General features: G+C 52.9%; 9 protein-coding genes. 2 read left to right on the forward strand and 7 right to left on the reverse strand.

Annotated elements, in window-relative coordinates:
* The first annotated feature begins 98 nt into the window (after nt 1-98).
* Entirely contained in the window at nt 99-1,010 is a 912-nt protein-coding gene (locus tag SGR01S_RS09770; protein ID WP_037425667.1) for a LysR family transcriptional regulator, read from the forward strand.
* A gap of 134 nt (nt 1,011-1,144) precedes the next feature.
* Here SGR01S_RS09770 and eno read toward each other — a convergent pair whose 3' ends face one another.
* The 5 genes from eno to SGR01S_RS24610 all read right to left on the reverse strand — a co-directional run bounded on the left by eno (nt 1,145) and on the right by SGR01S_RS24610 (nt 7,742).
* A complete protein-coding gene (gene eno / locus SGR01S_RS09775) occupies nt 1,145-2,440 on the reverse strand; it encodes a phosphopyruvate hydratase (RefSeq protein WP_037425665.1) in 1,296 nt (431 codons plus the stop codon).
* 81 nt (nt 2,441-2,521) lie between these two features.
* Nucleotides 2,522-4,159: a glutamine hydrolyzing CTP synthase gene (gene pyrG / locus SGR01S_RS09780; protein ID WP_037425661.1), complete on the reverse strand. Its 1,638-nt coding sequence runs from the start codon at nt 4,157-4,159 to the stop codon at nt 2,522-2,524.
* Nucleotides 4,160-4,526: 367 nt separating this feature from the next.
* On the reverse strand, nt 4,527-5,321 hold the full coding sequence (gene mazG / locus SGR01S_RS09785; RefSeq protein ID WP_037425657.1) for a nucleoside triphosphate pyrophosphohydrolase: 795 nt from the start codon (nt 5,319-5,321) through the stop codon (nt 4,527-4,529).
* 60 nt (nt 5,322-5,381) lie between these two features.
* Nucleotides 5,382-7,613 (reverse strand): GTP diphosphokinase, encoded by a 2,232-nt coding sequence (gene relA, locus SGR01S_RS09790; protein WP_037425654.1) that lies wholly within the window; start codon nt 7,611-7,613, stop codon nt 5,382-5,384.
* Between the two features lie 9 nt (nt 7,614-7,622).
* On the reverse strand, nt 7,623-7,742 hold the full coding sequence (locus SGR01S_RS24610) for a 23S rRNA methyltransferase (RefSeq protein ID WP_306303643.1): 120 nt from the start codon (nt 7,740-7,742) through the stop codon (nt 7,623-7,625).
* Nucleotides 7,743-8,289: 547 nt separating this feature from the next.
* On the opposite strand from SGR01S_RS24610, the gene barA reads away from it, so the two are divergent.
* Nucleotides 8,290-11,010 carry a two-component sensor histidine kinase BarA gene (gene barA, locus SGR01S_RS09795; RefSeq protein ID WP_061807338.1) on the forward strand — a complete coding sequence of 907 codons (2,721 nt, stop codon included), beginning with the start codon at nt 8,290-8,292 and terminating at the stop codon, nt 11,008-11,010.
* A 65-nt stretch (nt 11,011-11,075) separates the two neighbouring features.
* Here barA and degP read toward each other — a convergent pair whose 3' ends face one another.
* Both degP and dgt read right to left on the reverse strand, forming a co-directional pair.
* Nucleotides 11,076-12,518: a serine endoprotease DegP gene (gene degP, locus SGR01S_RS09800; RefSeq protein ID WP_061807339.1), complete on the reverse strand. Its 1,443-nt coding sequence runs from the start codon at nt 12,516-12,518 to the stop codon at nt 11,076-11,078.
* Nucleotides 12,519-12,709: 191 nt separating this feature from the next.
* A complete protein-coding gene (gene dgt, locus SGR01S_RS09805) occupies nt 12,710-14,227 on the reverse strand; it encodes a dGTPase (protein ID WP_037425647.1) in 1,518 nt (505 codons plus the stop codon).
* Nucleotides 14,228-14,338: the final 111 nt, after the last annotated feature.

Raw genomic sequence — 14,338 nt, forward strand, 5'->3', positions numbered from 1 at the left:
CATACATTGTATCTTGATAAAAAGGAGTATAGAGAGCCTTTATCGTGCCGATAAGTAGGCTTATCATGCATGACTTATGCTGAAAATCAGGATAATCAATGTACCGTAACGGCATCACCGAACTCGAAGTGGTTTTGGCCGTGGCCCGCCACCGTAGCTTTCGCGCAGCAGCCCAAGAATTGGGCATGTCCACCAGCGCAGTCAGTAGCGCCGTCGCCGGGTTGGAAACGAGACTGCAAGCGCGGCTATTCAACCGTTCCACCCGTAGCGTAGCGCTGAGCGACGCTGGTCAACGTTTTGTCGAACGCATCACACCCGCTCTGGCAGAAATCCAGCGCGCCAGTGAAGAGGCCGGCAGCGAGCCGGATATGCCCAGCGGCAGATTGCGTATCAATGCCCCACCTGAAGCCGCGCTGATCCTGTTAGAGCCCCTGCTGCTGGAATATATGCGACGCTATCCGCAGGTGGGTGTGGACATCGTTACCGAGCCGCGCATGGTGGATATTGTGGCTGATGGCTTCGACGCCGGTATTCGGCTGGCGGAATCCGTACCACAGGATATGATCGCCGTTCCCCTCACACAGGATATTCGCATGCTGATTGTCGCCAGCCCCGGCTATCTGGCACACCACGGTGCGCCACATCAGCCGGAGGATCTGCTGCAACACCAAAGCATCGGTATGAGAATGTCACACGGTGGTGTTTACCATTGGGAGTTGGAGAAGGACGGGCAGAAATTGCAGGTGAATATGCCAGTGCGTATCTCACTCAGTGAAAGCCGCGCTATCCGGCAGGCAGCGTTGGGTGGCGTTGGACTCGCTTTCATTGCCGAGTGGTTGATCCGTGATGAACTAGCTCAAGGATTGCTGATCCCACTGCTGGAACCTTGGTGCCAACCCTTTGGCGGATTAAGGCTTTATTATTCCGGGCGGCGCTATTTACCTGCCAGATTACGCGCACTGATCGACCTGATCCATGAACAGCGCGATAACGGCCAGAGGATCGGGTAATGGCAGTCAAGTAACCAGAAGATATCGCGCAATTAATAACTCACTATAACTTCCTGGAATCATAAAACAGTGAATAAATCCTATAAAAAAACCCGCCGAAGCGGGTTTTTATTTAGCAACGAACCAAGCCGTTATTACTGACCTTTAACTTCTTTCAGGCCGTTGAACGGAGCGCGTGAACCCAGCGCTTCTTCGATGCGGATCAGTTGGTTGTATTTAGCAACGCGGTCAGAACGGCTCATAGAACCGGTTTTGATCTGGCCAGCCGCAGTACCAACCGCCAAGTCAGCGATGGTTGCGTCTTCAGTTTCACCTGAACGGTGAGAGATCACCGCGGTGTAACCTGCGTCTTTAGCCATCTTGATAGCAGCCAGAGTTTCGGTCAGAGAACCGATCTGGTTGAATTTGATCAGGATGGAGTTAGCGATGCCTTTCTCGATGCCTTCTTTCAGGATCTTGGTGTTGGTTACGAACAGATCGTCACCCACCAGCTGGATTTTGTCGCCCAGCACTTTGGTCTGGTATGCGAAACCATCCCAGTCAGATTCGTCCAGACCGTCTTCGATAGACACGATTGGGTACTGTTTGGTCAGGTCTTCCAGGAAGTGAGTAAACTCTTCGGAAGTGAAGGCTTTGTTACCTTCGCCAGCCAGAACATATTTACCGTCTTTGTAGAACTCAGACGCTGCACAGTCCATCGCCAGGGTAACGTCTTTACCCAGTTCATAGCCTGCCGCTTTTACCGCTTCAGCGATAACAGCCAGCGCTTCGGCGTTAGAACCCAGGTTTGGCGCGTAGCCGCCTTCGTCGCCTACTGCAGTGTTCATGCCTTTGGCTTTCAGTACTTTCGCCAGGTGATGGAACACTTCAGAACCGATGCGTACCGCTTCTTTCAGGGATTTCGCGCCAACTGGCTGAATCATGAATTCCTGAATGTCGACGTTGTTGTCAGCGTGCTCGCCGCCGTTGATGATGTTCATCATCGGCAGTGGCATAGAGAATTTGCCTGGGGTGCCGTTCAGCTCAGCGATGTGCTCATACAGTGGCATACCTTTGGAAGCCGCAGCCGCTTTAGCAGCAGCCAGGGAAACCGCCAGAATGGCGTTAGCACCGAATTGAGATTTGTTTTCAGTGCCGTCCAGGTCGATCATGATCTTATCGATGTTAGCCTGGTCTTTGGCATCTTTACCCAGTACTGCCTGAGCAATCGGGCCATTTACTGCAGCAACGGCTTTCAGTACGCCTTTACCCAGGAAACGAGACTTGTCACCGTCACGCAGTTCCAGTGCTTCACGGGAACCGGTAGAAGCACCTGACGGCGCAGCAGCCAGACCTACGAAACCGCCTTCCAGATGCACTTCGGCTTCAACAGTCGGGTTACCGCGGGAGTCGATGATTTCACGACCGATGACTTTAACGATTTTGGACATTAGGTTTTCCTCAGTACAAGTTAAACTAAAACTCCAGACAAACAGCGCGCGGTTCTCACCGCGCGCCGCCTACCAAATATTTTATTTCACCTGGCGCTTCTGATACTCACCAGCGGCCTTCACAAAGCCGGCGAACAACGGATGACCATCACGCGGCGTCGAAGTAAATTCCGGGTGGAACTGACAAGCGACGAACCATGGATGATTCGGCAGTTCGATAATCTCAACCAGCTTGTTGTCTGCGGAACGGCCGGCAACCAACAGCCCGGCGGCTTCAATTTGCTTCAACAGCATGTTGTTAACTTCATAACGGTGACGATGACGTTCAACAATGGTCTCTTCGCCGTACATCTGACGAACCAAGCTGTTGTCAGTCAGGTGGCATTGTTGGCCACCGACACGCATCGTGCCACCCAAATCGCTTTCTTCAGTACGCACTTCGACGTTGCCGTCTTCGTCACGCCATTCGGTGATCAACGCCACCACCGGGTACTTACAGTCTGGCACAAACTCGGTTGAGTTGGCGTTCTCCATACCCACAACATTGCGGGCGAACTCCATCAGCGCCACCTGCATACCCAGACAGATACCCAGGTAAGGGATGTTGTTTTCACGCGCATAACGCGCGGTCATCACCTTGCCTTCCACACCACGGTAACCGAAGCCGCCTGGGATGAGGATAGCATCCAGACCTTTCAGTACTTCTACGCCGCGGGTTTCTACATCCTGCGAATCGATCAGCTTGATGTTCACCGTCAGACGATTTTTCAAGCCACCGTGTTTCAGGGCTTCGATCACTGACTTATAGGCATCCGGCAGCTCGACATATTTGCCGACCATACCAATGGTCACTTCGCCGCCTGGGTTGGCTTCTTCGTAAATCACCTGTTCCCATTCGGCCAGGTTCGCTTCCGGCGCATTGAGGCTGAATCGTTTACAAATATAATCATCAAGGCCCTGAGATTTCAAGAGGCCTGGGATTTTATAAATAGAATCAACGTCTTTCAGGGAGATAACCGCTTTTTCCGGCACGTTGCAGAAAAGTGCGATTTTTGCACGTTCGTTAGCAGGAACGGTGCGATCGGAACGGCAAATCAGCACATCAGGCTGAATACCGATGGAAAGCAGCTCTTTTACGGAATGCTGAGTAGGTTTGGTTTTCACTTCACCGGCAGCAGCCATATACGGCACCAGTGTCAGGTGCATGTACAGGGTGTGTTCACGGCCCACTTCCACAGCCATCTGACGAATGGCTTCCAGGAATGGCAGCGATTCGATATCGCCGACGGTACCGCCGATTTCCACCAGCACCACGTCATGGCCTTCGCCACCTTCGAGGATGCGTTCTTTGATCGCGTTGGTGATGTGCGGAATAACCTGTACGGTTGCGCCCAGATAGTCGCCACGGCGTTCTTTACGCAGAACGTCGGAGTAAATACGACCGGTAGTGAAGTTGTTGCGGCGCGACATTTTGGTACGGATGTAGCGCTCGTAGTGACCCAAATCCAGATCGGTTTCTGCGCCGTCTTCGGTGACGAAAACTTCCCCATGCTGAATCGGGCTCATGGTGCCCGGATCCACGTTGATGTACGGGTCCAGTTTCATGATGGTAACGTTGAGGCCACGGGCTTCAAGAATAGCCGCCAGAGAGGCTGCGGCAATGCCTTTACCCAGAGAGGATACGACCCCGCCGGTCACAAAAATATAATTAGTTGTCATGCTGAACCTGAGAGTTTAGGTTTAAAGACGATGGAAGAACCAAGACGGGAAAGTAGTATACCCGAACCTCTTCAGACCTACAAACGATCGTTTTACTGTCCATCATCTCTGTCACCATCAGGAGTTCATCCGGGTTTATTCTATCGGCCCACGACCAGCTGCCTTTTTAAAACAATGAGTTAGCATGGAAAAATTTATTTTAACGCCCTTTTACAACAATAAAACGCCTTAGATTTCAGTTTGTTGGCGTTTTCCTGTTGGGACGTCACGGTTCAGCAAACCATGACCCAAAGCTTAACCGTTTCAGCTTGAGTGAACATTGTCGCCGATCAACATTGCGATAATCATAGGACAGCACTGCTGTAGATTAGTTTTCCTGGCGTTTGACCTGCTGCCACGCCTCTTCCATCTGCTCCAGTGTGGCTTCACCCATCTGTAAGCCACGCTGTTTAACGATCTCTTCTACCTGGCGGAAACGGCGTTCAAACTTGCGATTAGCCGCCTGCAGCGCGTTTTCAGCTTTGTGGCCAAGGTGGCGCGATAAATTCACCGTGGCGAATAACAGGTCGCCGATTTCTTCTTCCAGTTTCTGTTCATCGACCACCGCCTGCTTGGCTTCATGCATCACTTCGTCGATCTCTTCGTACACTTTGTCCAACACCGGACCAATCGTATGCCAGTCGAAACCAACCGCGGCGCAGCGCTTTTGAATTTTATGCGCCTTCATCAACGCAGGCAGCGCCTGCGGAATATCATCCAGCGCCGAATGCAGTTCTTTCTCTGCACGTTCTCCGGCCTTCAGCAGCTCCCAGCGCGCCGCAACGGCTTCACTGTCCGCTGCATCGGCTTCACCAAAGATATGCGGGTGACGACGTTCCAGCTTGTCGCTGATGGCGTTGCATACCTCATCGAAGTCAAACAACCCCTGCTCCTGGCCCATTTGAGCGTAAAACACCACCTGAAATAGCAGGTCGCCCAGTTCGTCACGCAGATCGCTATAGTCCTGACGCTCAATAGCATCCAGCACCTCATAGGTTTCTTCCAGCGTGTAAGGGGCAATCGTGGCGAAGGTTTGCTTGCGATCCCACGGGCAACCGGCCTGCGGATCGCGCAGCGTTTTCATGATGTTCAGCAAGCGTTGCAGCGGAGAAGATTGGGTCATGACGAAGTCTCTGAAACGAGCGAGGCCCAATATATGGGCCCCGCGATAAAAAATGTAAGGTTAGCTGCCGTGCAGGCGTTTGGCGTCTATCACATCCGGCAGTTGATTGAGCTTGGCCAATACCCGGCCCAGCACCTGCTGGTTGTAGATTTCAATATCCATATCTATGGTCGCCAACTGCTTTTTGGTGTCGCTCCTGCTGGCCACGCCCAGCACGTTGACCTTTTCGTTGGCCAAAATGGTGGTGATGTCTCGCAGCAGGCCGCTGCGATCGTTGGCCATCACGCGGACGACCAAAGAATACCCACTGGAGTAGCTTTCGCCCCACACCGCATCCACGATACGTTCCGGCGCGTGCGACTGCAGATCCACCAGTTGATCGCAGTCAGCCCTGTGGATGGAGATACCGCGCCCCTGGGTGATAAAGCCGACAATATCGTCGCCCGGGATCGGCTGGCAGCAGCGGGCAATGTGGTGCATCAGGTTGCCTACCCCTTCCACCACCACCCGGCCGTTGTCCTTGCTGCGAGTTGCCGGCGGCGCCTTGTGCTGCACCAATTGGCGCAACGCTTCGCGATCCTGTTCCTCGGCACTCGGTTTGTTGAACTTGCCTTGCAGGAAGTTCACCATTTGATTCAGGCGGATATCCCCGCCGCCAATCGCCGCCAGGATTTCATCCAGTGAATTCATGTTGTAACGCGGAATCAGCAGCTTCTCAGCCTCTTTCAGGCTGATGCCAAGGTGCTCCAGCTCGCTGTCCAGCATCTGACGACCGGCCAAAATATTCTTGTCGCGATCCTGTTTGCGGAACCAGTTGTGGATCTTGGAGCGTCCGCGGCTGGTAGTGACGTAACCCAGGTTAGGGTTCAGCCAGTCACGGCTTGGGTTCGGCTGCTTCTGAGTGATGATTTCAATCTGATCACCCATCCGTAACTGGTAGGTGAACGGCACGATACGGCCGCCTATTTTGGCACCGATACAACGGTGGCCGACATCGCTGTGAATATGGTAAGCAAAATCGAGCGGTGTGGAACCGGCCGGCAGATCCACGACATCGCCTTTCGGGGTAAACACATAAACCCGATCGTCGAACACCTGGCTGCGCACTTCGTCGAGCATCTCGCCGGAGTCCGCCATCTCTTCCTGCCAGGCGATCAGTTTCCGCAACCAGGCGATGCGCTCCTCATAGCCGGAACGTACCGTCGCTACCGCACCCTCTTTGTATTTCCAGTGCGCGGCTACGCCCAGTTCAGCGTCTTCATGCATCTGGCGGGTACGGATCTGGATCTCCAGCGTCTTGCCGCGTGGCCCCAGAACCACGGTGTGGATCGATTGATAACCGTTGGGTTTCGGGTTAGCGACATAGTCATCGAACTCATCCGGCAGATGACGGAAATGAGTATGTACAATCCCCAGCGCCGCATAACAGTCCTGTAAGCGTTCGACCACCACGCGTACCGCGCGGACATCAAACAACTCGTCAAACGCCAACGCCTTCTTCTGCATTTTGCGCCAGATGCTGTAAATATGTTTTGGTCGACCGTAAATGTCCGCCTTAACACCTTCGTCGCCCATTGCACTGCGCAGCGAAGCAACAAAGTCATCAATAAACTGTTCGCGATCGATACGCCGTTCATGCAGCAGCTTGGCGATGCGTTTGTATTCGTCCGGGTGCAGGTAGCGGAAGCAAAAATCTTCCAGCTCCCATTTCAGTTGCCCGATACCGAGTCGATTGGCCAGCGGCGCGTAGATGTTCGAACATTCTTTGGCTGCCAGCACCCGTTCGTCTTCCGGCGCGTCTTTCACTTCTCGCAGGTGAGCGATACGCTCCGCCAGCTTGATCACCACGCAGCGGAAATCCTCCACCATTGCCAACAACATGCGACGCACATTATCGACCTGTTCGGAGGCCATAGAGTCGTTTTGGGTGGCTTTCAGTTGACGAATGGCATCCATATCACGAACGCCATGTACCAGATAGGTAATGCCCTTGCCGAATTCTTCGGTCAGGGTATCTTCTTGTACGATGCCGGCATCCACCAACGGGAACAGCAGCGCGGCGCGCATGCTGTCATTGTCCATGCTCAGGGTCGAAAGAATTTCGACCATTTCCAACCCACGCCACAGTAACAACGACGCGTTAGGATGGTTTTGGGTTTGCTGCTCACAGTAGCGCCAGGTTGCGGCTAATCGCTCACATGACTGCGGGTTAGGTAGCCCCAAGCTGGCAATCCACTCATCGAGAGCAAATTCACCAGCCGTGTTCAGATGTGCACTTCTTACCGCAACCATAACCTCTCCCTACTTTGCAGCGACCTCTGGCGCACGACCGTTAATAAACAGCGCCATTGACTCAAGATGCCCCGTCTGTGGAAATAGATCCAACATCCACACACGCGCAAGACGATAACCGACGCCCAGTAAGGTTACAGAAAACGTAAACCACCCGCTGGCGCCAGTTTTACAATATGTGACATCATGCCGGCCGCGCCCGCATGGGCAAGGTCCAGCATCACCTTATCAAATCCTTGTGCTGCTCAAGGTTGCTGCTCAATGTCTTCGTCCCCATTATCGAGGAAGAAGCAGGCATTTCTCAGCCTTTTCTTATGTGCATTATATTGCCCATTCGCTACCAGTGTGGCAACACCTTCTATGCCCACCACGGCGGCGCATCGCGCCAACGGCAGGATAAAATTGCCATGCAGCAGAACAGATCCAATAACCGATCATTGGGTTGAATCTTGAGCCATTCAAGGGCCCGCACCACCCTTTACCGATTTACCCTGGCATTTTCCTGAATAAAGTCACGCAGACAGAAGTCTAAGCGTAGCCCGTCGACCCGATAATACGGCACTTCTCTGTACAGTTTTTCGAGCCGGTAGCTAAATAAATTGCACCATATTTGTCGATTGAGTGCCGGTTCATTTAAAGTAGGGTGTGTTCGGCAATTCTCCCACATTGGACTCCCATGACCAAATACAGCCTGCGGGCGCGCATGATGATCCTAATTCTGGCCCCAACGCTGTTGATTGGTCTGTTGCTCAGCACCTTCTTCGTAGTACATCGCTACAATGAATTGCAAGAACAGCTGGTTGACGCCGGTGCCAGTATTATCGAACCGTTGGCAGTGGCCAGCGAGTACGGCATGACGTTCCGCAGCCGTGAGTCGGTCAGGCAGTTAGTCAGCCTGTTACACCGTCGGCATTCAGATATTGTGCGTTCAATTACCGTGTTCGACGCGCAGAATAATCTGTTCGTCACTTCTAATTACCATCACAACGTTGCCCAATTGCAGTTGCCGAAAGGGATGCCCATCCCCACCGATCTGATGTTAACGCGTCGAGGCGACTCACTGATCCTACGCACCCCGATCCTGGCGGAGAGCCAGTATCCGGATCAAACAGCCAATAACGATCCTCAACAGGACAACCGTCTGGGCTATGTCGCGATCGAACTGGATCTGCAATCAGTCCGACTGCAGCAATACAAAGAGGTGTTTGTCTCTACCCTGTTGCTGCTGTTGTGTATGTGCATCGCTATCCTGTTCGCTTACCGCTTGATGCGCGACGTCACCGGCCCGATCCGTAATATGGTCAATACCGTAGACCGCATTCGCCGTGGACAGCTCGACAGCCGCGTCGAAGGCTTTATGCTCGGCGAACTGCATATGCTAAAGAACGGCATCAACTCAATGGCAATGTCGCTCACTGCGTATCATGAGGAGATGCAACAGAACATCGATCAGGCTACCTCCGACCTGCGCGAGACGCTGGAGCAAATGGAGATCCAAAACGTTGAACTGGATCTGGCGAAGAAACGCGCGCAGGAAGCGGCGCGTATCAAATCCGAATTCCTGGCCAACATGTCGCACGAGCTCCGCACCCCACTCAACGGTGTGATCGGCTTTACCCGCCAGATGCTGAAAACCGAAATGAGCGTCACGCAGACCGACTATCTGCAAACCATTGAACGCTCGGCCAATAACTTACTGACCATCATCAACGACGTTCTGGACTTCTCCAAACTGGAAGCCGGCAAGTTAGTGCTTGAACATATTCCGTTCTCACTACGTGAAACCCTGGACGAAGTGATTGTGTTGCTGGCGCCTAGCGCTCATGAGAAAGGACTGGAACTGACGCTGGACGTACACAACGACGTGCCAGAGCAAGTGATCGGCGATTCGTTACGTTTGCAGCAAATCATTACCAACCTGCTCGGCAACGCGATCAAATTTACCGAAACGGGCAACATTGATATCCGCGTCGAGCTGCGAGGCCAGCAAGATCGCCAGATCGAACTGGAAGTACAAATCCATGACACCGGTATTGGTATATCCGAACGGCAACAGTCGCAATTGTTCCAGGCGTTCCGACAAGCCGATGCCAGCATTTCACGCCGCCACGGCGGTACCGGCCTGGGGTTGGTGATTACCCAGAAACTGGTAAAAGAAATGGGTGGCGATATTTGCTTCCACAGCCAACTGAATCGCGGATCGACCTTCTGGTTCCACATCACACTCGATCTGCACGAGGGCATGCTGTCGCTATCGGCAAATTTGCCGGACCTGCAAGGCAAAACGCTGGGATATATCGAAGCCAATCCGATGGCAGCTCAGGCAACGCTTAACATGCTGAGTGCCACCAACCTGGTGATCACCCACTCGCCAACGCTCGCCCAATTGCCGAAGAAAAATTACGATTTCCTGCTGGTGGGGGTACCGATCCCTTTCCGCGACAATATGGCACAACACGAAAGCAAACTGCTGGCAGCACTGCAGATCGCCAATCGTGTGATTCTGGCACTGCCTTGCCAGTCGCAGATCAACGCAGAACAGCTTAAACAGCAAGGCGCTGCCGGCTGCCTGATCAAACCCATCACCAGCAACCGTCTGTTCCCGCTGCTGCGTATGGAAACCCCGCTGCGCCTGGCTGTCCTGCCAGAACGCAAACGCCTGCCACTCACAGTGATGGCCGTTGACGACAATCCGGCCAACCTGAAGTTGATCGGCACACTGCTGGCTGAGCAGGTGGAAAAGACGCTATTGTGTGAAAGCGGAGAAGAAGCGTTAGTGTTGGCACGCGACAACGTGCTGGATTTGATCCTGATGGATATTCAGATGCCAAATATCGACGGTATCCGCACCAGCGAACTGATCCGCCAATTACCACACCACAATTCAACCCCCATCGTCGCCGTCACCGCCCATGCAGTCAGCGGTGAACGCGAGCATCTGCTGCAGGCCGGGATGGATGACTATCTGGCCAAGCCAATTGACGAAGCTATGCTCACGCGCGTGTTGGCGCGCTACCACAGTGATGAGCAGGTCCCGTCGACATCAACCCATGAATCCTTACAGTCACTCGACTGGCCACTGGCACTACGTCAGGCAGCAAACAAGCCTGATCTGGCGCACGACCTACTCCAGATGCTGCTCGACTTCCTGCCTCAAGTCAGTGGACGGGTACAAGCCCTGCTGGACGGCGCGGCAGACGACAGCATTCTCGATTTGATCCACAAGCTGCACGGCAGTTGCAGTTACAGCGGCGTGCCACGTCTGAAACAGCTGTGTTTCTATCTCGAACAACAGCTACGCTTGGGCGTCAGCAATGACGACCTGGAACCGGAATGGTTGGAACTGCTCGATGAGATTGAGCTGGTTAGCCAGGCTGCACGTACTCATCTGGCTTGATACTGCGCACAAGACATAAAAAAGGCACGCCATAGCGTGCCTTTTTAGTAAGAACAGATAAGCAATTACTGCATCAGCAGATACAACGTGGTATCACCGCGCAGGATGTTCAGTGCCAGCACCGAAGGTTTACTGTCGAGGATCTTACGCAATTCGCCCAGGTTTTGAATGGGCTGCTGATTAACCCCGAGGATAAAGTCGCCTTTTTTCAAGCCGATGCGCGCTGCGGCGCTGCCAGCTTTAACGTTATCCACTTTCACACCTTTCTGGCTACCGGTTTGACCATTACTCAACTCGGCACCTTCAATACCGGTGTAGATGTTGCCGGACTCAACCTGTGTTTGGGTGCTTTGTTCCAGCGTGACGTCCACGGTAATAGGCTTGCCGTCGCGAATGATACCCAGCGACATTTTGCTGCCAACCGGCAGTGTCCCGATTTCCGCGCGGAATGACGCGAAGCTGGAGATGGCTTTGCCGTTCATGGTAACAATCACGTCACCGGCCTTAATGCCCGCCTTGGCAGCAGAAGACTTCGGCATGACCTGGCTGACAAATGCCCCGCGCTGCGCGTCGACTTTCATCGCTTTCGCCAGTTCAGAGTTCAGCTCGGTACCCATAATGCCCAACTCACCGCGTTTCACCTGACCATACTCAACCATTTGCGCGGTCAGGTTTTTCACCATGTTGCTTGGGATCGCGAAACCAATACCAATGTTGCCACCATCTGGCGCCAGAATCGCGGTGTTAATGCCGATCAATTCACCGTTCAAATTAACCAGTGCGCCACCGGAGTTACCGCGGTTAATTGCCGCATCGGTCTGGATAAAGTTCTCGTAGTTCTCAATATTCAATCCGCTGCGGCCCAGGGCAGAAACGATACCAGAAGTGGCTGTTTCGCCAAGCCCATACGGGTTACCGATCGCGACGGTATAATCACCCACGCGCAGTTGGTCCGAGTCGGCCATTTTAATCGCCGTCAGGTTTTTAAAGTCTTTCAGCTGGATCAACGCAATATCAGAACGTGGATCTTTGCCGATCACCTTGGCGTCAAACTTACGGCCGTCGCTCAGTTGGACCTGAATTTTGTTGGCGTTGTCCACCACGTGGTTGTTGGTCACCACGTAGCCTTTAGTGGCGTCAATTACCACCCCGGCACCCAGCGCCTGGAATTTTTGCTGAGTACCTTGACCAGGAGCCCCCTGCTCACCACCAGCACCACCACCCTGACACATCGGTGAGCCCTGGAACGGTGAACCATCCTGGCAGAACGGTGAATCTTCACCAAAGAACTGCTGGAACTGTTGCGGCATCTTCGGTGTATTAACTGTGGTACTGCCTTCAACGTTAATGCTCACCACGGAAGGCATCACTTTCTCCAACATCGGTGCCAAACTTGGCAGTTGCTGGGTACTGGAAGACGCGGTTTCTGCAGCGCTGGCCGTCACCGGGCCCATCGCCATACCAATGCTAAATGCCAGCGCGCTCAGGACTAATGCGGTTTTTTTCATCTGTGTGTCTCTTATAAAGTCGTTCAGAAAGTATTAGGGTCTTTGTGCATAGTCAGAACATATTAATAACCCGAAGTTCCGGCGCAGATTATTGGTAATAGTAAACAAATATTGTCCGTCTTTACAAAACTAGAAATATGCACCGCACTGCGAACGAAAATGCTTAAAATAACATTTATTAGCTCAAAGAATTATTCCGCAGCCATTAATCGGCGGTATTCATCATAAGCATAAAGATCGGTCATACCGCTGATATAATCCTGTAGCAAACGGGCACGGAAATAATATTCACGGATCGCCAATTGCTCGGGCGACAGGTGCTGCAATCCTTCAACCGCTTCGACATATGCCAGCCGGTGTTTAGTAGAAAGTTTATGGAACAGACGTGTTTCGATCGGGTAAGCACGATGACTGTCTTCCTGTACCAGACGGGTAAAATCTGCCAACGGCATGGCCAGTAATGGGCTATAGATATCCAGTAAGCCGCTGATTACACGGTAGCCCTGCAACTCAAGCTGCTCAACTTCCGGATGATTGAAGACATGTTTAAACGCGACATTCTTGAATATTTTCAGCAGTTGGTACGCTGGGCTAAAGTCTTCCAGCAATGCCTGATTAAAGTTGCCTTGATACACCGCATCTAGGTTATCAATAAAGCGCTGCGCCGCGTGTGGGACTAAACGCGCCACAGTGAACACGCGCAGATACATGAAGAATTGATCTTCAGCACTACGCCGCGTGCCACCGCGATCACTCTTGCGAAAAGCGCTGGCCACAGTTTTATCAAACATATCGCCCGGCGATACTTCACCCCATTCCTGAGTTAAATGCTGGTAAAGCTGTTCGACAGTGAAAATGTTTTTTTCCACTGCGTCTTCCAGGTCGGCGATACAATAAGAAATATCGTCTGCGGCTTCCATAATATAAGTCAATGGGAACCGGTCAAACTCCCCCATATTTAGCTCACGCCGTAACCGATCAACAAAGGCTTCCTCTGCCAGATAAAAACCTGGCTTTTTCATCAGGTAGTCGTGACTGGCAGGAATGTCAGTTGCCCAATAGGCCGGACGGGTGTATTTCAGGATACATCCCACCTGCGCATACGTCAGATTCAGCTTCAACAGGGTATACACCAACCGGATCGCTTGGGCATTACCCTCGAAATGGCTAAGATCGTGGCGGATGCGGCTACGCAGGCGGTTAAGATCGCTCTCACCTTCATGCAGACGCAATACGCTGACCTGGCAGCGATCGTTACTGGCAGGTTCGCTGCCGCAACTGGCGGGATCAAGCCGTTGCGAGAACCAGTCATTAATTGCCGATTCGCCAAAATGACCGAAAGGCGGGTTGCCTATGTCGTGCATCAGGCAGGCCATTTCTACAATACTTTCAAAGGGGTCGAGCAGTTTTGTCAGGCCAAGTGCATCGATCCGCCCATCCTGCTTGAAGCGATTGAGGATCTCTTTGGCAATATGCCGCCCGACTTGTTGCACCTCCATCGAGTGTGTCAGACGGCTACGTACCGCTGCATTGCGCTCGAGGGGAAACACCTGGGTTTTTTGCTGCAGGCGGCGGATGGCGGCTGAATTGACAATGCGCCCGCGATCGCTCTCGAACTGCCGGACAATGTCGTATTCTTCTTCGGCTTCAATTGGCTTGCTGAATGGCCGCTGGAAGCTGATTTTCTGCTTAAAGTCGATCCCGGACATCTGTTTCTCCGCCGTTGCGCCTACCTCCGTGATAACAATTCCCGGCGGCATATGCAACGGATTATCTCTCTATGAGAGCCATGATAGACTATGGCGCAATTCCCACACCCA

Origin of the sequence: Serratia grimesii NBRC 13537 (assembly GCF_001590905.1) — a bacterium.
Taxonomy (GTDB): domain Bacteria; phylum Pseudomonadota; class Gammaproteobacteria; order Enterobacterales; family Enterobacteriaceae; genus Serratia; species Serratia grimesii.